Annotated in this window: 13 protein-coding genes; 1 reads left to right on the forward strand and 12 read right to left on the reverse strand. The window is 60.7% G+C overall.

The annotated features are described in order from the left end of the window. Nucleotides 1-43: 43 nt before the first annotated feature. The 9 genes from LOY36_RS14415 to LOY36_RS14455 form a co-directional block, all read right to left on the reverse strand. Nucleotides 44-1,897, reverse strand: coding sequence for a polyurethanase (locus LOY36_RS14415; RefSeq protein ID WP_258668461.1), 1,854 nt, complete (start codon nt 1,895-1,897; stop codon nt 44-46). 97 nt (nt 1,898-1,994) lie between these two features. Next, nucleotides 1,995-3,692 (reverse strand): polyurethanase, encoded by a 1,698-nt coding sequence (locus LOY36_RS14420; protein WP_258668464.1) that lies wholly within the window; start codon nt 3,690-3,692, stop codon nt 1,995-1,997. Between the two features lie 23 nt (nt 3,693-3,715). After that, nucleotides 3,716-6,763 carry an autotransporter serine protease gene (locus LOY36_RS14425; RefSeq protein WP_258668467.1) on the reverse strand — a complete coding sequence of 1,016 codons (3,048 nt, stop codon included), beginning with the start codon at nt 6,761-6,763 and terminating at the stop codon, nt 3,716-3,718. Between the two features lie 237 nt (nt 6,764-7,000). Next, the gene (locus LOY36_RS14430) at nt 7,001-9,958 is read right to left on the reverse strand and encodes an autotransporter serine protease (RefSeq protein WP_258674183.1); all 2,958 of its coding nucleotides are present in this window, start codon (nt 9,956-9,958) and stop codon (nt 7,001-7,003) included. A gap of 180 nt (nt 9,959-10,138) precedes the next feature. Beyond that, on the reverse strand, nt 10,139-11,503 hold the full coding sequence (locus tag LOY36_RS14435; protein ID WP_026345905.1) for a TolC family outer membrane protein: 1,365 nt from the start codon (nt 11,501-11,503) through the stop codon (nt 10,139-10,141). A 2-nt stretch (nt 11,504-11,505) separates the two neighbouring features. Next, the gene (locus LOY36_RS14440; protein ID WP_258668470.1) at nt 11,506-12,855 is read right to left on the reverse strand and encodes an HlyD family type I secretion periplasmic adaptor subunit; all 1,350 of its coding nucleotides are present in this window, start codon (nt 12,853-12,855) and stop codon (nt 11,506-11,508) included. Further along, complete coding sequence (locus LOY36_RS14445) at nt 12,852-14,639, reverse strand: type I secretion system permease/ATPase (protein ID WP_019649883.1); 1,788 nt, start codon at nt 14,637-14,639, stop codon at nt 12,852-12,854. The genes LOY36_RS14440 and LOY36_RS14445 overlap by 4 nt, the downstream gene beginning before the upstream one ends. A 212-nt stretch (nt 14,640-14,851) precedes the next feature. Beyond that, a complete protein-coding gene (locus tag LOY36_RS14450; RefSeq protein WP_258668472.1) occupies nt 14,852-15,274 on the reverse strand; it encodes a protease inhibitor Inh/omp19 family protein in 423 nt (140 codons plus the stop codon). A 67-nt stretch (nt 15,275-15,341) separates the two neighbouring features. Further along, complete coding sequence (locus tag LOY36_RS14455) at nt 15,342-16,799, reverse strand: serralysin family metalloprotease (protein ID WP_258668473.1); 1,458 nt, start codon at nt 16,797-16,799, stop codon at nt 15,342-15,344. Between the two features lie 513 nt (nt 16,800-17,312). On the opposite strand from LOY36_RS14455, the gene LOY36_RS14460 reads away from it, so the two are divergent. Further along, the gene (locus tag LOY36_RS14460; RefSeq protein WP_258668475.1) at nt 17,313-18,344 is read left to right on the forward strand and encodes an NAD(P)-dependent alcohol dehydrogenase; all 1,032 of its coding nucleotides are present in this window, start codon (nt 17,313-17,315) and stop codon (nt 18,342-18,344) included. 284 nt (nt 18,345-18,628) lie between these two features. On the opposite strand, the gene LOY36_RS14465 is transcribed toward LOY36_RS14460, so the two are convergent. The 3 genes from LOY36_RS14465 to LOY36_RS14475 all read right to left on the reverse strand — a co-directional run bounded on the left by LOY36_RS14465 (nt 18,629) and on the right by LOY36_RS14475 (nt 20,663). Further along, nucleotides 18,629-19,087 (reverse strand): REP-associated tyrosine transposase, encoded by a 459-nt coding sequence (locus tag LOY36_RS14465; RefSeq protein ID WP_258668476.1) that lies wholly within the window; start codon nt 19,085-19,087, stop codon nt 18,629-18,631. Nucleotides 19,088-19,176: 89 nt separating this feature from the next. Next, nucleotides 19,177-20,262 (reverse strand): polyamine ABC transporter substrate-binding protein, encoded by a 1,086-nt coding sequence (locus tag LOY36_RS14470; protein WP_258668478.1) that lies wholly within the window; start codon nt 20,260-20,262, stop codon nt 19,177-19,179. 59 nt (nt 20,263-20,321) lie between these two features. Then, nucleotides 20,322-20,663 carry a cupin domain-containing protein gene (locus LOY36_RS14475; protein ID WP_258668480.1) on the reverse strand — a complete coding sequence of 114 codons (342 nt, stop codon included), beginning with the start codon at nt 20,661-20,663 and terminating at the stop codon, nt 20,322-20,324. Nucleotides 20,664-20,684 lie beyond the last annotated feature (21 nt).

The following is a 20,684-nucleotide window of genomic DNA, read 5'->3' on the forward strand; positions in this document are numbered from 1 at the left end:
GAAGCTTGCTTGCGAAGAGGCCCTTACCGGCGCCCCATTACCCTCAGGCGATCACAATCGCGCTACCGGACAAACTGTCCAGCCCGACACCCACCAGGGTCACCGAATCACTGCCAAATGTCAGCAAAGTATCCTGCCCCACCGCCGTGGCATGGGCGCGGAAGTCGTCGTTTGGTGCGACGCCCTGAACCCCGAGGAACACCAGTTTGTCGTTGGACTGGTAGCCCACCACCCGGTCATGGCCAAATGTGCCGCTAAACAGGAAAGTATCAATCCCGCCGCCCGACTCGATCAGGTCATTACCCGCCCCGCCGACAAACACATCGTTGCCGGCGCTGCCGATCAAGTGGTCGTTGCCGTCCAGGCCAAACAACCAGTCGCCCGTTGTATGGGCCTTGAGGGTGTCGGCGCCGGTGGTGCCCTTCACGCTCGAGGCGTACTGGGTCAGGTTGCTGCCGACGGTGAGGCCATTGGCGGTGACGCTGTGGGTCACGTCATCCTTGAACAGGCCCCAGAGAAACCCCGGTTCCTTGGTAACGATGCTGCCGATGTCGCGGGTGATGCTGATGCCGCCATTGGCGTCACGCACGTACAGGTTGCCGGCACCGTCATTGGCGAAGACGAAATTCTTCACCGACTGTTGCAGGTCCAGCACGTTGCTGCCCTTGCCGCCCAACAGGATGTTGTAGCCACCACTGTCGCGGAAGGTGTCGTTACCGTCGCGGCCTTCGATGTAGTCGTTGCCCTTGCCGCCCTGGATCAGGTCATTGCCGTCGCTGCCGATGATGAAGGTGCTGCCTTTGTGGGTTTCGGCGTTGCGGTTCAAGTCCTGGACCCAGGTGTTGGCTCGCGCCGGGTCCGAGAGGTTGGCGACGATGATCGTCGAATCCTTGCTGGTCAGGTCGTAGAATTTGGACTCCAACACCCGGGTCATGCCGTCGCCGTAACCGGTGGGCAAGTGCGAGATCCAGGTAGGAATGTTAAGGATGGAATACGGCAACACATTCCACGCCGTCGAGGCGTAGTGGTCGTTGAAGCTGACGATGTTATCGGTCGCTGAATCCTTGGGAGCATCGTGCACGCCTACCGAAGCCAGGTTGAACGACGAGCCGTCGAGGGCGCGGAACACCGGGTCGTTTTCGTAACCGATGTTCAGCACTTTGTCGCTGCTGCTTTGGGTCGGCGAGGCGTAGGCGATGTAATTGGAGTCCTGGTAGAACCCGGACCATTTTTCGCTGCTCAAGTCCGCCAAGCTGTTGACGGCCAACCCGCCGAGGCTGTGGCCGCTGACCAGCACGTCCTTGCCTGCCAGGCCATTGGCCTGGGCAAACGCCGCGACTTTGCCGAGCAAATTGCCAAAGGCTTCGCCCACATAGTTTTTCGCGTAATCCTTGGGGCCCAACGCCGCCAGCAGATCGTTGATCACATCGCCGATGGAATCGCCGATCTGGATTTCCCGTGGGCCGCTGGTGCCGCGAAAAGCGATGCCGATTTCCGTGAGATGGCCCTGGGCGTCGTACTTGCCGAGGATCTCCACTTGCGCACTGGTGTAACCGGCCTTCTCGCCGAAGAAGGTTCCGCGAGCGTCGGTCTTGCCGTCATAGCCCAGTTGCGCGGCGGTGATTGGTGTCCAGCCGGCCTTTTGCACGGCGTCGAGCGCGGCCTTTTCCGAATCGGGGTTCCAGGGAATGCCGGGAATGACGCCCTGGGAGTCGGTGCCGCCGATCAGCGCGGTCACCAGGGTTGCCGGCAAGCCCAGGCCGAAGCCGTTTTGCTGGTACCCGGTGGCGAAACCGTTGTCGAGGTTGTGATAGGAATACAGCGTGATCGCCATGGCATCGCTGAACAACGCCTTGGAGTCTGCTGCGCCGAAGTTTTTGTAGTCATACACACCCATTGGTATTGCCTCTCTCTTTGTTGGAATTGTCAGAGATAGCTCACAGCCAGGACGCCTCGATCACGAGGCGCCCCGGAGCATCCAGTGCATGCAGCCTTTACGCAAAGGTAATTCCCGAAGCCGACAGGTTATCCAGTCCCACCCCCACCAGCGTCACGGCGTAATCGCCAATCTTCAGCACTGTGTCGTTGCCGGCCTGTGAGGCATGCTGGGTGTAGTCATAGCCCTGCCCCGCGCCCTGGACGCCGATGAACACCAGTTTGTCGCTGCCCTGGTAGCCATTGATCGCGTCAAAGCCGAAGGCGCCGCTGAACAAAAAGGTGTTGCCGCCGCCTGAGGCATGCATCACGTCATTGCCCGTGCCGCCGACGAAGGTCACGTGGCTTTTGTCGCTGCGCAGCAGGTCGTTGCCGGCGTTGCCGAACAGCCAGTCACCGTCGACGCTGGCCACCAGCGTGTTGCCGTAGGCGTCGCCGTTGAGCGAATGGTTGTAGTGGGTCAGTTCCGTACCATTGAGCAAGCCATTGGCGGTGACGTTGTAGGTCACCTCCTTGCTGCCCCACCATGAACCCGACTCCTTGCTCACCAGCGCGCCGATGTCGCGGGTCATGCTGATGCCGCCGTAGGCGTCGCGCACATACAGGGTGCCGTCGCCGTCATGGGCAAAGCTGAAGTTCTGCAACGGCTTCTGCAGCTCGAAGGTGTTGCTGCCCTTGCCGCCCAGCAGCAGGTTGTAGCCGCCGTCATCGCGGAACCGGTCGTTACCGTCTCGACCTTCGATGAAGTCATTGCCGGCGCCGCCCTTGAGCCAGTCATTACTGTCGGTGCCGATGATGAACGTGCTGCCGGTGTGGGGCTCGCCGCTGCGGCCCAGGTCCTCGACCCAAGTTGTGCCTCGGGACGACTCCGACAGGTTGGAAACGATCAGCGTCGAGTCCTTGTCGGTGAGGTCGTAGAAGCGCGAGTCGATCACCCGGTTCAAGCCGTCGGCATAGCCCAACGAGCCATGGGCCGACCAGTTCAGCGGGTTGAGGATGCTGAACGGCACCAGGTTCTGCGCGGTGGACGCGTACTGGTCATTGAAGTTGACGATGTTGTTGGTCGCCGAATCCTGATGACCGTCGTGCTTGCCCAGCGAGCCACTGCTGAAGGTGGTGCCGTCAAGCACGCGAAACACCGGGTCGTTCTCGTAACCGATGTTCAGCACGTTGTTGCCGGTGGCGCTTTGGGTCGGCGAGGCGAAGGCGATGTAGTTGGCGTCCTTGAAGAAACCACCCCAGTTATTGCCGCTCAACTCCGCCAGGCTGTTGACCCCCAACCCGCCGAGGCTGTGCCCGCTGACCAGTACGTCCTTGGCGCTCAGGCCGTGGGCGATGGCAAACGCGGCGACATTTTTGAGCAAAGTGTCGAAGGCATTTTTCGCGTAGTTCGTCGCGTAATCCACCGGGCCGACCGCGGCCAGCAGGTTGTTTTTCATGTCACCGAAGGTGTCGCTGTAGCCCAGGCCACCGGTGCCACGGAAGGCGATACCGAGGCCGATCAGCTGCCCTGCCCCGTCGTATTTACCGAGGATTTCGGCTTCGGCGCTGGTGAAGCCGTCCTTCTCGCCATAGAAGGTGCCTTGAGGCCCGACCTTGCCCTGATAGCCCAGGGCCGCCGCGCCAATCGGCGCCCAAGCGGTCGCCGGCAGTGGCTGGCCGGTGGGCGTGTACGCGTAGAGCGTCAGCGCGATCGCGTCGGAGTACAACGCCTTGCCGGCCTCACTGCCGGCATTTTTGTAATCAAACAGTCCCATGTTGTTGCTTCCTTTGCGTCAAATCAGAACTGCCAGTCCAGGGTCAGGCCCACACCGTGGTCTTTTTCCCGGGAGCCGAGCAGCCCGTTGTAATCCAGGTTCAAACGGGTATCGCGGCCCAGCGCCAGTCCGGCACGGGCGCCGACCACCGCGGCATCGCGGTCCATCGACACGCTTTGCACGCTGAACGCGGTGTTGCCGTTGACGAAGGCCAGGTGGTCTTCGGAACGGGTGTTGCTCAGGTTGTGCTGCCAGCCGAGCGTGCCGGACAGTTCCAACTGGTGCTGGTCGGACAGCGCAATGGCTTTGCTCGCCCGCAGACCGAGGGTCGAGAGCACCGCATCGCGGTTGTTTTCACCGCCCTTGAGTGCGGCGGCGTCACCTTTTTCGCTAAAGCTGTCGCTGTTCAGGTGCACGTAGGCCAGGTTGGCGAACGGCTCCAGTGCCAGCGGTTGCAGGTCCAGGCGATAGGCCGCTTCGGTGAACAGCTGTGCAGTCGTCGCATCGCGTTTGGATTTCTGCTTGCCGCTGACGTCACCGAATTGCAGGTCGCGTTTGACGTCGATGCGATGCCAGCTGTAAGCACCGCCGACACTCAGGCGCAGCGCGTCGATCTCATGGCCCAGGTAGGCGCCCAAGTGGTAGCTGTCGACCGATGCCTGCGAATGCGTGCCGTCGCCCATGCTCAACGAGCTATCGCTGTAACCAGTGACGAAACCCAACCGCGTATGTTCAGTGATCAAGCCATCGACACCGGCCAGCAGCCCGCCAATGGAGCTGTTGGAACTGGCGTTGTCATGCCCGCCATCGCTCTTGCCCCAGGCGCCGAGCACTTTGAGCCAGGCATTGCTGCGGTCATCGGTCGGTGCGCCGGCGTCGAACAGATCACGCTTGCGCAAGCGTTCGCCGACGGCATCGCGCAGGTAGCGGCTGTCGTTGATCAGCAGCGTACCGATCGCCGGATGAATCTCGCCAGACAGCTGCTGGAACGCTTGTTGCGCGACAGCGGCGGTCGGCGACAGCAGCAGGGTTTCGTACAGCGGATTGCCTGCGCCCAGTTGCTCGGCGGCAGCGGCCACGGCGCGTTGGTTCGGGGTTTGGCCGGCACTGGTGAACGACGTTGCGTTGCGAACGACGGCCAGTTGAATGCCGCCCGCCGAATAATCGAGAGTGCCGCCGAGGAACAGGTAGTCCGGCACTACCGCACCGAAGCGCCCTTCAATCCCGCCTGCTGCTTGCAGAATGTTGTACCGAGTGCCGAGCAGGGTTTTCGCCTCGCCGGTGGTCAACAGCGTCGGGCTGTTTTCCAGCGACAGGCTGACCGTTGCGCCGTCAATGATCGCCTTGCCGCCGGCGATGATCTGGTCGCTGCTGGTGGGCGACAGTTCTACGGCGTAGGTCGAACCAGGTTCGAAGGTCACGTCGCCCGCCACCTGCAAGGTGCCGATTGAGTTGCCGGGCGCTACGGTGCCGCCGCTTTTGGCGGTCAGCGCCGCAATGCTGCCGTTACCACCAAGGATGCCGCTGTTGTTGACGGTGACGGCCGACAGCAGCGAACCGTTGATCGCCAATCGGCCCTGATTGACCAGGGTCGGGCCGGTGTAGGTGTTGGCGCCGGTCAGCACCAGTGTGCCGATGCCCTGCTTGGTCAGGCCGCCATGGCCGGAAATGTCGTTACGCCAGAAGTCGAGCCCGCAATGCACGTCATTGCACACGCGCTCGGTGGGTTTGCCGGCGTCGATGATCGCGCCGATACCCGGCAAGTCCGCGACGAACTGGCTGGAGCCGTAGGCGCCGTTGATGCGGAACTCCTCGGGAATGTCCTGCTCGGTGACGAACATCGCCGGGCCATCGATGCCTTTGCGCAGGTTGATCATGCCCCAGCCGTACAGTGCGTCGACGCCGGGTGCGCCGAGGTCGGTAGCGGTGGTGCGCAGCACGCTGGCAACTTGCGCGCCGGTCATGTACGGGAAGCGTTCCATCAACACTGCCACCGAGCCGGCAACGTGCGGCGCCGCCATCGAGGTGCCGTTGTAGTTGGCGTAGCCGGTGGTCAGGTCAGCGGCATTGGTGCCGCTGATGATCGAGCTATAGATGCGGCTGCCCGGTGCCGACACGCAGAAACTCGCGGTGTAGCCGCAACGCGACGAGAAGGTGCTGATGGTGTAGAGGTCCGGGCTGTTGATGTCCGGGTTCTTCTGCAACGCGGCGACGGTCATCCAGTTCGGCGTGATCTGGGGGACGAAGTAACCGAGGCCGGCGATGGCGTCCGGGTTGTTGAGGTTGTAGTCGTTGCCGGCGGCGAAGATCGTGACGATGCCGCTGCGGGCCGCCGCGATGGCGCCGTCGTAGGCACCGCCGGGTTTGGTCCCGAGCAAGGTCTGGATTTCGTTGAATTGCAGCTGCGCGTCCTGCACGGTGAAGTGCGGGTATGCCGGGTCCCGGCCGCCGAGGTCGAAGCGGTCGGTGATGCCGATGCCCCAGCTGTTGTTGATGATCCGCGCGCCGCTGGCGATCAGGGCGTCCCAACCGGCCTTGTACACCGCGCCGTCGTTGCCACGGATGATGCCGTCTTCCGGGCCCGGGTCGCCGTTGTCGGCGCTGATGATCTGCGCGCCAAAGGCGACGCCGTGCATCGGCCCGCCATCGCGACTGCCCGCGGCGATCCCGCCGACGTGTGTGCCGTGGGCGCCGAGTTTGCCGTTGGAGCCTACCGAGGGCGAACCGTCATAGAGAAAAGCGTCCCCGGCTTTGACCGGAATGTACGGGTCGGTGTATTCGCGGATGCCGCTGGTGATCAGGGTTATCACCTTGTTGGCCCCGGAAAACTCCGGGTGCAAGGCGTAGACCGGCTGGTCGAAGATCCCCAGTTTCACCCCTTTGCCGGTGTAACCGGCCGCATAGGCATCCTGAGCGTTGATCGCCCCCAGCCCCCAGTCGGCGTTGAACTCCGCGCTGCGCCAACTGTTCGGGTCACCGACCCTGCCGTTTTCCACGTAGGGTGCCGCGTGTGCGGTGCCCAGGGTTGCCAGTGCACAGAGCAAGGCAAGTTTGTTGTACTTGTTATCCATCAAGCTACCGTCCTTAGTTGTGTTGCAAAAATCCATGTGCCTTCAAAGGCGTGTCTTGTCCTGCTGATACATCACGCATCAACCCGATCTGTAGCAGCTGCCGAGCAGCGCGAGGCTGCGTTCGGCGGCGCAGCCGTCGCAAACCCTGCCTGCAAGGTTTTCCTGACACACCGCGATAGCTGACTTCACGACTGCTTCGCAGCCTCGCGCTGCTCGGCAGCTGCTACAGGCGAACTACTAAAACTGCCAATTGAGACTCAGCCCGACTCCATGGCTCTTCTCGCGGCTGGCCAGTTGGCCGGTGTAATCGAGGTTCAACCGAATGTCCCGACTCAAGACCAGGCTGGCATGGGCGCCCACCAGCGCCGCATCACGAACCAGCGGCGAGCTCTGCACCGCGAACGGTGCGCCACCGCTGGCAAACGCCAGGTGTTCTTCGGAATCGGTGTTGCTCAGGTTGTGTTGCCAACCGAGGCTGCCGCTCAGGTCCAGCTGTTGCTGGCCGGACAACGTCAGGGTTTTCAGCGCGCGAACGCCCAGCGTGCCGAGCACCGCGTCACGCCGGACGCCACTGTTGTTGAGCGCGGCGGCGTCGCCTTTCTCGGTGAAACCCTCGGTGTCGAGGTGCACGTAAGCGAGGTTGGCGAACGGTTCCACCGCCAGCGGTTGCAGGTTCAGGCGATAGGCCGCTTCACCGAACACCTGGGTGGTCCCGGCATCGACCTTGGCTTTCTGTTTGGCGCTGATGTCAGCGTATTGCAGGTCACGTTTGATGTCGGCCCGATGCCAGCTGTAGGCACCGCCGGTACTCAGGCGCCAAGCGCCCATTTCGTGCCCGGCATAGGCGCCCAGGTGATAACTGTCGACCTGCGCCGATGAATGAGTTCCAGAGCCCATGTTGACGGAGCTGTCGCTATAGCCGGCGACCAGGCCGACACGGGTTTCGTCATCCACAGCGCCATCGACACCGGCCAGCAAACCACCAATCGACGTGGTGTAGCCGGCGGTGTCGTGGCGTTCATCGGTCTTGCCCCAGGCGCCCAAGGCTTTGATCCAGCCATTGCTGCGCGAACCGTTGGCTTCATTGAGACGCTCACCCACCGCATCGCGCAGATAGCGACTGTCATTGATCAACACCGAGCCCAGCGCCGGGTAGATTTCCCCCGACAATTGCCGGAACGCCTGTTGCGCCGAGCTCGCGGTCGGCGACAGCAGCAGGCTTTCGTACACCGCATTACCCGCGCCAAGCCCTTCCACCGCAGTCGCGACGGAACGCTGATTCGGGGTCTGGCCGACACTGGCGAAGGTTGTGGCGTTACGCTCGACGCTCAGCTGAATGCCGGTCGCGGCGTAATCGAGACTGCCGCCGATGAACACATAGTTGGGCAGCACCGCACCGAACTGGCCTTGAACTCCACCCGCCGCTTGCAGGATGTTGTACTGATGCCCCAGCAGGCTTTGCACTTGTTGGGTGCTGAGCAAGGTCGGGCTGTTTTCCAGCGACAGGCTGACGGTGGCGCCGCTGACCGTGGCCGTGCCACCGGCAATAATCTGGTCGCTGCTGCTCGGCGAGAGTTCGACGGCATAGGTCGACCCCGGCGCAAACGTCACATCGCCGCTGACTTGCAACGTACCAATGGAATTACCGGGCGCCACGGTGCCGCCGGCATTGGCAGTCAAGGCAGCGATTCGTGCGTTACCGCCGAGGGTGCCGCTGGCATTGACCGTCACCGCCGATGTCAGCGAACCGTTCACCGCCAGTAAGCCGCCGTTGACCGTGGTCGGGCCGCGATAAGTGTTGTCGCCAGTGAGCATCAAGCGTCCGGCACCGGACTTGATCAGGCTGCCTTCGTAGACTCGGCTGGCGGCGGCGGAATCCCTCGCCATACCTACCGCATAGTCGGTCTGATCCTGCTGACTGGCGCTGGCCGGGATACCGTTTGCCCAACCTTTGTCCTGCAACGTCTGTTGCCAGGCGCTGTGTTCGGCGGCGTCTTCGGCCTGGCGCTGAATCAGTGCCTTGTCCGAAATGTCATTGGTCCAGACATCGCTCTGCCCTGCCCCCAGATTGGCGTCGAACGTGCCGAGCAATTGCCCCGGCCCGCGCATCGCCCGGTCGAGGTTGGCCACCCCCCAACCGACGCGCGTGGTCGGCGCGTCGGTGATCGAACCGTCGAGCTGGGTCGCGGTGGTCAGCAACACCTCCAGCGCCTGCTGGTTGTTCATGTACGGATAGCGCTCCATCACCAGCGCCAGCGCCCCGGTGGCATGCGGCGCGGACATGGAGGTGCCGGACTTGATCGCGTAACCGCCTCCGGGAATGGTGCTGTCGATCTTCGCTCCCGGCGTGGTGATGCACCAATATTTGGCGATCCCGCACTGGTTGTATTTCTGCTGGTTGCCTTGATCCAGCCCCGATACCGCCAGCCAGTGGCCTTCCAGGTCTGGCTGAAAATACGGCAGGGCCGAGCGGACACTGGCATTCGGATAACCGCTGTTGCCGGCGCTGAACACGTTGATCACACCACGGAGTGAAACGTCGGCGGCGGCGTCGAGCCAGGTGCCTTGGTTCCAATGCTGGGCGTAGGCGGCGTGCAGGTCGTCGAGGGTCCGGTAGCTGACGTCCTTCGGCTGGCTGCCCCAACTGTTGTTGATCGCGCGTACCCCGGCATCCGCCAGGGCGTTATAGACCGCTTTGAAGTAGCGCGGGTCGGGGTTGGGACCGAACAGGAAGCTGTCGTTCTTGTTGGTGTTGCCGACGTAGATTTGCGCGTTTAACGCCACACCGTGCGTGCCGCTGCCATCGCGGGAAGCGCCCATGGTGCCGGTGACGTGGGTGCCGTGGGAGTCATTGTTGGCGTTGAGCGTGCCGTCGACGTTGAACGCTGAACCATCGACATAGCTGCCGCTGGCCGTCACGGCGTGGTAACGGTCGGCGGCGAATTCGGGATGGCTGGAATCGAAACCGGAATCCAGCGCGCCGATTTTCACGCCTTTGCCGGTGATGCCGGCGGCATAGGCTTGATCGGCCTGCATCCGCCCCAGGCCCCAATCGCGCTGGAACTCCGCCGAACGCCAACTGGCCGGGTCACCGAGGGTGCCGGTTTCCAGGTACTGCGCCTGGGCCGAACCCGGCGCTGATGAAATCAAGAGCAGCAGCGTGCCGACCGACATCGGCTTGATCTGTACGTCCATGTGCATGAAATCTCGCTTTCTTGGCGTTTTTAGAGTTCTAGGCCCCGGTCCCAGGGGCGACGTGTTGCTGTGATTCTGTGGCGAGGGAGCTTGCTCCCGTTCGGTTGCGCAGCAACCGCCATTGGGTCTGCTTCGCAGCCCAGCGGGAGCAAGCTCCCTCGCCACACTGTTTTCTAACGGCTACTGTGCCCTCGCGCCTTGCCCGAACGCCTCATCCACCTTGGCCAAGTCCTGTTCGTTCAAGGTGCCGGCGTAGTAATGCAACTTGGTCCAGGCCATCAGGTAGTCGTAGCGTGCCTGTGCCAGATCCCGGCGGGTGGTAAATAGTTGTTGTTCGGCATTCAATGCGTCGAGGTTGACCCGTTCACCACCCAGAATGCTTTGCTTGGTCGAGACCACCAGCGCTTCGGCCGAGGTCAGGGCCTTCTGATAAGCGCGCAACTTGTTGACCCCCGACAGGCAGGCGCTGAACTGGCGGCGCAGCTGGATCAAGGTTTCCCGGGTCTTGCCGTCCAGCTCATACTCAGCCTGTTCCATGGTGCGGCTGGCCTGCCGGGTCGAGGCCGAGACGCCGCCACCGGCGTACAGCGGCACGTTGACTTCGATACCGATGGTGTTGGTGTCGTAGCGCTGGTTGTAGGTGTTGCCGCTTTCCGATTCGTTCTGGCGCATCGAGGCGTAGGCGCTGACTTTCGGCAAGTGCCCGGCGCGGTTGCGTTCGACCTCGTAGCGCGCCACTTCCACCGCCTGGCGCTGAGAGGCCAGGTTCGGGTTATTGGCCACCGCCATCTCGTGCCAGGTGTCGTAGTTGGCCGGTTGCAGGGTGAAGGTCTGGAAGTTCTGATCCAGCGGCGTCAGGTCGCCAATATCGATGGCGGCTACACCCACCAGGGCGCCCAGTTCCCGCAGAGCCGCATCCTGTTCGTCACGCGCCTCGATTTCCTCGGCGGTCGCCAGCTCGTAACGTGACTCGGCTTCGAGGATGTCGGTGCGCGTGCCTTCCCCTTGGCGGAACATCTGCTCGTTCTGCTGGAACTGCTCCTCGAAGGCTTTTTTCTTCGCGCGTGCGATGTCGATCTGGTCCTGGGCAAACAGTGCCTTGGTGTAATTCTCCAGCACGCGAACCAGCAGTTCCTGGCTCTTGCCACGGAAGTTTTCATCGGCGAACAGCGATTGCGCCACACCTTTGCGATACGCCGCGTAAGCCTCGTAGTCGAGCAATGGCTGTTGCAAGGTCAAGGTCGAGCCGTAGCTACTGTAGTTGCGATCTTCACTCTGGCTGTTACCGCGGTCATTCAGTTGCGTGACCTTGGAGGAGTTACGCCCCTTGTTGTAGTTGTAACCCAGCTTCGGCAACAGCCCGGCGCGGCCGATGGCGCGGTTTTCAAGGCCGGCATCGCGCTCCTTGATGGCACCGAGGAACACCGGATCATTGCGTAATGCTTGCTCATAGATGTCGAACGGCCCCATGGCCATTGTGCTGTTGCACGTCAGCAAGGCCAGGGTCGCTGCGAGCAGGGAAAGCTTATTCATACAACCGAACATCCTTATTCCTCGGTCAACGCGGAGCCTGCCCGGTCGAGCAGCGGTTTGAACAGATAGTTGAGGAGTGAACGTTCACCGGTGCGCACGAACATTTCTGCAGGCATGCCGGGCTTGATCACCAGGCCGTTGAGTTTTTCCATGGCCTGATCGCTGACGCTGCTGCGCAGCACGTAATACGGCGCACCGGTTTTCTCATCGACCATTTGGTCGGCGGAAATCAGGCTGACTTCGCCCGGCACTCGCGGGGTACGGCTCTGGTTGAACGCGGTGAACAGAATGTCCACCGGCAAGTGCGTGCCGACCTTGTCGATCAGGTTGATCGGCAAGTGCCCTTCCACTTCCAGGCTGGTGCCTTGCGGGACAATCTCCAGCAGGTTTTCGCCCTGGCGTACTACCGCGCCTTCGGTATGAACCCCAAGGTTGACCGCAATGCCGTCGGCGGTGGCGACGATTTCGCTGTGTTGCAGGTCGAAGCCGGCGGAAGTCAGTTGCTCTTCCAGGGTCACGCTTTTGAGCTGCGCGTCGGCCAGTTGGCTGCGCACTTCCTTCTGGTATTCCTCGCTGTGCTGTTGCAGCTTCAGCCGGGATTCGAGGATGCCCTGCTCCACCCGCCCGCTTTCGCCGGTGTTCTCTGCCAATTGTTGCTGCACTTGCGACAGCTGACGCTGGTACTCCATCAAGCGGTTGCGCGGGATGTAGCCGTTGTCTGCCAGGGGCTGCAGATTGCTCAACTGTTGTTGCAGGGAACTGGCCTGGGCTGTCAGGTCCGTGCGCGCGCGGCGCATGCCGGCCAGTTGCGCGCTGGCGCCTTCGATGTTCGCGCGCAAAGCGGCTTGCTCACGGGAAAACGCTTCGCGGCGGCTGCTGAACAATTGCCGTTGACCTTCAAGCACCAGCGCCAGGCGCGGGTCGGGATCGTTGCTCAGCTCAGCGGGGAAATTCACCTGCTTGAGGTTGTCCCGTTCACTCTGCCAGCGCGCCAGGCTGGCCCACGCCATGCGGTATTGCGCTTGCAGCGATTGCACGTCGGCCGCGACCTGGGTCTGGTCGAGGCGGAACAGCGGCTGGCCTTGTTTCACTACTTGGCCTTCATGCACCAGAATCTGGCTGATCACGCCGTTGCTCATCGATTGCACGGCTTTGCGCTTGCCCGAGACCACCACGGTGCCTTGCACCGGGATGCCTTGATCGAGCGGCGCGAGGCTCGCCCAAGTGAAAAAACTGCCGGCGCCGACAATCGCCAGAATCCAGCCCATGCGGGCGAAGAAACGGGCGTCGCGCTCAGGGCGTTCGGCAATGTAGTCGTGTTCCATCGTCGCTTCGCTGTCGTTGTTCATGCGTGTGCTGCTCATACACCCGAATTCCTGGTCGTGGGCTGATACTGCCGGCTCATGCTGAGCCCGCCCGGTGCCTGCGCGGCTTTTTCACGTTGTGGTTCCTGAGCGCCTGACTGGTTGCCGGCAAGCGCCTTGAGCACGTCCTGGCTTGGGCCGAAGGCTTGCAAGCGACCTTCGTTGAGCACCAGCAACTTGTCGGCCTGAGCCAGGGCCGAAGAACGATGGGTGACCAGAATCACGCTGGTGCCCCGGGCCTTCATGTGTGCGATGGCGCCGGCCAGTGCCGCTTCGCCAACGGTGTCGAGGTTGGAGTTCGGTTCATCCAGTACCACGAGGCTCGGATGGCCGTACAACGCACGAGCCAGGGCCACGCGTTGCTTCTGGCCACCGGACAAACCACTGCCGTCTTCGCCGAGCACGGTGTCGTAGCCCTGGGGCATGCGCAGGATCAATTCATGGACGCCAGCCTGTTGCGCGGCTTCGACGACTTTTTGCGGGTCTGCCTCACGGAATCGGGCGATGTTTTCGGCGATGCTGCCACTGAACAATTCGATGTCCTGGGGCAGATAGCCGATGTAAGGGCCGAGGTCGTCGCGGTTCCAGCGATGAATGTCCGCGCCGTCGAGGCGCACCGTGCCGCCCAGCGTCGGCCAGACGCCGACCAGCACCCGGGCCAGGGTCGATTTACCGGAGCCGGAAGCCCCGAGCACGCCCAGCACTTCGCCGGCGCCCAGGTTGAAATTGACCATGTGCAAGGTCGCTGCCCGCTGCCCCGGCGGGCCGGCGCTGACTTGCTCGAACGTGATCTGGCCTTTCGGTGCCGGCAGCGCCATGGCCTCGTCACTCGGAGGAAAGGCTTGCAGCAAGGCGTCGAGGCGGCGGTAAGCGAGTTTGGCGCCGCTCCACTGTTTCCACACAGCGATCAACTGATCGATGGGGCTCAGCACCCGGCCCATCAAAATGGAGCCGGCGATCATCATCCCGGCGGTCATGTCGCCCTTGATCACCAACAAGGCGCCCAACCCCAGAACCAGGGACTGCAGGCACAGGCGCAGGGTTTTGCTCAGGGAGCTGATGACCGCGCCGGTATCGCTGGCCTGATTCTGCAAGCCGAGAAAACGCGAGTGCACCCCGAACCAGCGTTTGCGCAAGGCGCCGAGCATGCCCATGGCCTGAATGGTTTCAGCGTTATGCAGGTGACTGGTGGCCAGTTGGCTGGACTTCTGGGAAAACCCCGCGGCTTCGCCCAAAGGTTTTTTGGTCATGGCCTCGTTGAGGCAGGCCAGCCCGATCAGCAGCACCGCCCCTGCGGTGGCCAATACGCCGAGCCAGACGTTAAACAGGAAAATCACAAACAGATAGACCGGAAACCATGGCGCATCGAAGAAGGCAAACAACGCCGGGCCGGTGACAAACTGGCGAATATGGGTCAAGTCGCCCAGGGATTGCCCGGCGTTGCCCTCACCCTTGAACAGGTTGCGCTCGAAAGCAGCCTGATACACCCGCAGGTTGAAACGGCGCTCCAGTTGGCTGCCGATACGGATGACGATGAAACTGCGCACGGTCTCCAGCAGCCCGATGAAGGCAAAAAATCCAACCACCATCAGCGACAACATCGCCAGTGTGGTTTCGTTTTGCGACGACAGCACCCGGTCATAAACCTGGAGCATATAAATCGACGGGACCAACATCAGAACGTTGATCAATGCAGTAAAGCAGCCGACGCTGATCAAGATGCTCTTATAGTCGCCCAGTGCCTTGAATAACGGTGCGGTGGCCGGGCTCTTCGCCATCTTCATTGGTTTTTCCTGAGGTATTAAGCCTCGCCTCACTTGGCAAGGTTCCAATTAACTGTCCGCACACGGGTCGAGACATTCTTTTGCCGGTTATCGCTGACAGATTAATAACAACTCTTTGTGGACTTTAAAGAGCCCTGGTTATTGATCTGCTGCTTATAACTACAACAACGGTCTTTATATTCAGTACCTGCCGTCGGTCCGACGCTTTTCGCTTATTGCGCTGCGCGCGTAAGCGTAATAATCAGCCCCGACTTCAAGGTGCTTTTATAAAGCCCCTCATGCTGTCGGCTGAAAAACACAATTCTTGAGCCTTCTTCCCCGGTCACGGCAATGCCGTCCGGCTCCGGGAACCAGCCCATCGCCGATTTTTCCAGCCAGGCACTGAGGCAATCGGCCCCCTCACCCAGGGTCTGATCCGACTTAAGCTCTATCGTGCAGACATTCGACGGTTTGTCCTGCAGCGCCTGGGACTCGGGCGAGTCTTGCGCGGTATTCAAAATGGCTTGCCATTTGCCGGCGAGCTCCGACGGGTCGGCTAGTTTCAGACTGCTTGCCATGGCTACTTCTCCAAGAAACATCATCAGCGTCGCTAACAGCCACGCGGTTGTTTTGCAGGTAAAAGCGTTCTGGGTCATAGGGCGTTTTACTCTGGATCGGGGCAGAGAGCGACGCGTAAAGCGCCGCCCTCCTTTATGCCTTGAATCAGGCCACGATGTCCGAGAACGCCGCCTGGCCAACGGTGCTGACCAGGAAATCAGCCACGCCGTGCCCGGAGAAGTCCACCGACAACAGGCTGTTGCCGCCCGAAGTGGTCAACACTGCATCGCCTGCCGCACCGGTGAACGAGCTCACGAAATGCAGGCCCGCGCCTTTGGTGATGCCGGTCAGGTCGATCTTGTCCAGGCCGCTGACAAAATCGAGGATCTGGTCGACCGCGCCTGGCTTGGAGTCGCTGCTGGCCGCGAACACGAAGGTGTCCGAACCCGAGCCGCCCCACAGTTTGTCTGCACCGCCCGCGCCGAAGAGGATGTCGTTGCCGGCACCGCCCTTCAGTTCGTTGGACACACTGTTACCAATCAGCAGGTCGCTACCCGAACCGCCAATCGCGTTCTCGATCGTGACGCCTTTGGCGATGGACACGTTGCCCACCAGGCCGCCAACGTCGGAGAACGAGGCTTCATTGAGGTTGATCTTCTGGTTCTGGGTAAAGCCGGAGAAGTCCAGTGTGTCCTTGCCGCCCGCATCCCACACCGAGAACACGACTTTGTCCGACGACGAAGACGCGCTCAGGAAGTCGCGACCGGCGTTGGAGTTGAAGCCGTAGGTGGTGTCACCGGTGCGGGTGGTGGTGTTGGCACCGTAGAGTTTCTGGATGGCCGCGATATCGTCCATCAGTGGGCCGGAAGAATAAGCTTCCACACCGCCCTTGCTGAAGTTTTGATCGGTATTGCTTTCACTCCAGTAACTCATGACGCTGTAACCGCGGGTGTCTTGCCCGTAAGTCGCGTCATTGTAGGTCGGCGCACCTTCACCGGCGTTGTAATCGCCAGGGTGGGCCAGGCCCAGGGTATGACCGATTTCGTGGGTCAGGGTCTGACGGCCGTAGTTGTTCAGGTCCGGCGTCTTGTTCGGCGTATAGCTGCTGTTGGTCAGGTACCACGAAGTACCGTCATAACCGGCGCCCGTACCAGGCAGATAAGCGAATGCCGCCGCGCCATCCTGACCACCGCTGTAGTTGCCGAAGGTCATGTGACCGTCGCCGCCAGTGGTTTTCTCGGTGAAGGTGACGTTGGCCACGTCGGCCCAGGATTGCATGGCGAGCACGGCCTGGGCTTTTTGTTGCGTATTGAACTGGCTGAACCCGGTAATGCCATGCTTGTTCATGGTGCTCGACGAGGCCGAGGTCAGGAACGTGTAGGTAAGTTCGATTTTGCCACTACCGTCCTTGTCCTGGTAGGCAGCGCCGTCACGCAGCAGCTGGGTAGCGGCCTGGTCGACGGAGAAGGAGGGTTTGCCATTGACCGTAAGATTGCCGCCACGATCATACTGATGGCTGAAACTATCGATCTGGTTGTAGGCAGAACTGGGTGCAGCCAGCGCTTGCAATGGCTGAAAAGCCTGTTCGGCAAGATCAATAGCGTTGTCTTTTACTTTCGACATAAACACACTTCCTTGTTTAGCAATGGAACAGTTTTTGTCCGATACGACAATCTCTGGCGAGATCGTCCTATCACTCGCCCAATGAAGGCGTAGGAAAACTGACACAATTCGAAATCAAACGTCTACATTTTTTTGACGTCAAATTGAACTGTTTCGCAGAACTCCAGCAAACATTGCCTGCGCTGTCGAAAGATTGTTTTTAGTTGAGGTTTTCAGCAAGATTGTCCGACAATTTCATATTTAAATATTAAATATTGGTAAGTTGTTTTTTTGCTGATGGCTTCTCGTTTTCTTGACTTGTTAGTGTCAGTGCCAGTGTATTGATATCAACTAAATTAAACGTCCGGTTAGTTGCAATAGTGGTCGGAGACAGAGCTCCGAAGGCCAGTTCATCCCGACACTGCCCTCAGACTACGGCCTGCTAGACTGATTACGCCCTGGCTGCCGATCAACGTTGCCAGGCCACCGCATCCGAGCGGCCAACGCCGCAGTCTCCTGATCTGGAGGTGTCCCATGAGCGACAGCACCGAACTCACTACTTTTACCGGCTGGGCTGCAACATCGGCAGGTGCTCCACTGGAGCGCTATAGCTACGATCCCGGCCCATTGGGCGCTGAGGAGGTGGAAGTCGCCGTGGAGTATTGCGGCGTCTGCCACTCCGATCAGTCGATGATCGATAACGAATGGGGCCTGAGCCACTACCCGTTTATCCCTGGCCACGAAGTGGTCGGCAGTATCGTGCGAGTGGGCGCACAGGTACGCGGTCTCGAAGTGGGACAACGGGTGGGCATCGGTTGGTACAAGGGCAGTTGCATGCATTGCTCCTCGTGTATCGAAGGCTCCCACCAGCTATGCAGCACAGTCCAACCCACCATCGTCGGCAGCAACGGCGGCTTCGCCGATCGCCTGCGTTCGCACTGGGCCTGGGCGCTTGCGATACCGGACGGACTTGACCCGGCCATGGCCGGACCGCTGTTCTGCGCAGGCTCGACGGTGTTCAACCCGCTCGTGGAATTCGACGTCAAGCCCACTGACCGGGTCGGTGTCGTGGGGATCGGCGGCCTCGGTCATCTGGCACTGCGCTTTCTCAACGCCTGGGGCTGCGAGGTCACGGCCTTTACCTCGTCGTTGAGCAAGCAGGACGAAGCCAGGCGCCTGGGCGCGCACAACGTGCTCACCTCTACCGACAGTAACGCGCTGAAATCCATTGCCGGCACCCTGGATTTTCTCCTGGTCACCGCCAACGCCGACCTCGACTGGCCGGCCATGCTCGGCACACTGCGCGGCAAGGGTCGCCTGCACTTTGTCGGCGTCGTGTCTGGCGCTATTCCAGTGCACGTATTCAACCTGCTGCCCCAGCAAAAGAGCGTGTCCGCCTCGCCGGTTGGCTCGCCCAGTAACACAGCAACCATGCTGGAGTTCTGCGCCCGGCATCAGATCTTGCCGCAGGTCGAACACTTTCCCATGAGCCGGATCAACGACGCCATCGATCACCTGCGCAGTGGCAAGGCGCGCTACCGCGTCGTGCTGGACGCCAGCAAATGACAGACTGGCGCGTCGGGTAATACCGCACGCGCCTTTTGCCGCCGCTACGTCCGGGGAATCGGTAAAGGCGATCCTGGAAGCAAGCGATGCTGACCTGGTCGCTTCTGGGTGCCGCAGTTGCCCCTAGACACCTGTTTCGTTTCCAAAGAGGTGCCAAGTCTATGAAGGACACGACTGCTGCGCAGCCGAACGCAGCCTTCGGCAGCTGCTACAGGTCTGCGGCCGTTACGGCTTTTGTAGCAGCTGGCGCAGCCTGCGTTCGGCTGCGCAGCAGTCGTAAAACATCACAGCCAACACGCATCCCACAGCGGATAATCATGAACGCGTGTCACCAGTCCCGCTCGAACAGGATTGGCAACGACATATCGAGCAAGATCTTTCACGTCCTCCTCCTGCCGAACCGCTCGATCGTGATAGCCCTTCTGCCACAAACGTCCGCTTCGCCCTAGCGCCTGATTAACGGCCAGACTGCTTCGGGATTTGATTCGGCACATTAGCTCGGCCAACGTCTTATCCCGAAGTTCGACCAAACAGTGCATATGGTCTGGCATCACCACCCAAGTCAAAAAGTCTGCCCAATGCTCCTCCTGGGCCTGACGTAATTGTTGGGCAACCAGCCTCCCCATGCGCCAATCGGTAAAAATTGGCTGCCGATCGTGAACCACAGCTGTTAACAAGTAGATGCGTCCAGGCTCCGAATATCGTCCAATGCGCAGATGACCAGCTTTCGAAAACGCAGGCATTCCATTGCCTCCTGCTTACTGAAAGAGGCATGAAATCTAACCCATTGCAGTCAGCCCGACTGGCTCCATTGGCTACAAAAGATGACCGATCAGCTACCGGTCCTGATCTTGTTCCACACCCGCGTCCGCACCCGGTCGATGTTCAACGGCATCGCCTCAAGGGCAAACAATTTGCCCATCATTTCCGGGCTCGGATACACCTTGGTGTCGTTCTTGATCGCCGGATCGATCAGGCGGTCGGCCTGTTCGTTGCCGTTGGCGTAGTGCACGTAGTTGCTGATGCCGGCCATGACGTCGGGACGCAGCAGGTAGTTCATGAACGCGTAACCGGCTTTCTCGTCCGGGGCGTCAGCGGGCATGGCGACCATGTCGAACCAGATGGCTGCGCCTTCCTTGGGAATCGAGTAGCCGATGTCCACACCGTTCCCGGCTTCCTTGGCGCGGTTTTCCGCCTGGAGAATGTCGCCAGAGAAGCCGACGGCCACGCAGATATCGCCGTTGGCCAGGTCGCTGGTGTATTTGGATGAGTGGAAATAGCTGACATAGGGCCGGACTTTCATCAGCAGCGCTTCGGCCTTTTTATAGTCTTCGGGGTTCTTGCTGTGATGCGGCAGCCCCAGGTAATTCAACGCCGCCGGCAACAGTTCGGGCCCGTTGTCGAGGATCGCCACGCCGCACTTTTGCAGTTTTGCCATGTTCTCGGGCTTGAAGATCAGGTCCCAGGAATCCACCGGCGCGTTGTCGCCCAGCACAGCCTTGACCTTGGCCACGTTGTAGCCGATGCCGGTGCTGCCCCACAAATACGGGAAGCCATGTTCGTTGCCCGGGTCGTTGGCCTGCAACGTTTTGAGCAGTACCGGGTTGAGGTTTTTCCAGTTCGGCAGCTGGCTCTTGTCGAGTTTCTTCAGGGCCCCGCCCTCAATCTGTCGGGCCATGAAGTGGTTGGACGGGAATACCACGTCATACCCGGATGTGCCGGTCATCAACTTGCCATCAAGGGTTTCGTTGCTGTCGAAGACGTCGTAACTGAAGGCGATACCGGTTTCTTTCTGGAAGTTTTTTGTGGTGTCCGGGGCGATATAGTCCGACCAGTTATAGATTCTCACGGTCTCGGCGGCCTGACTGAGGGTCGCGACGAGCGCAAGTGGAGCAAGCGTCAGTGTCTTTCGGATCATGGGTCGATTCCTGTATGGGTTGTTTTCTTTTTATTGGAGAACTGGCAGGCAATCAGAGATCAAAAAATCAAAACGTAGGTCTTGCGCACGGTTTCCTGGATGTCCCAGATGCCGAGGCTGTTGGCTGGCAACATCAGTGCATCGCCGGCTTCTATGTAGAGGGTTTCACCGTCATCCGAAGTGAAGGTGCAGCGACCCTGGATGAAGTGACAGAATTCCTGGGCAACGATCTGCCGGCGCCAGCGGCCGGGAGTGCATTCCCAGACGCCGGTTTCGACACCGTCGTCGCGTTCGACGCTGGTGGTTGAGGCCACCGCCACGGGCATCCCCAGTGGCACGGCGACGGGCGTTGACTCTTCCAGCTTCAGGATTGCGGCGTTCTTGAATTGAGTGATGGGCATGGGAGTACCTGTCGATTGAGA

Source organism: Pseudomonas sp. B21-019 (genome assembly GCF_024749225.1).
Classification (GTDB): Bacteria; Pseudomonadota; Gammaproteobacteria; order Pseudomonadales; family Pseudomonadaceae; genus Aquipseudomonas.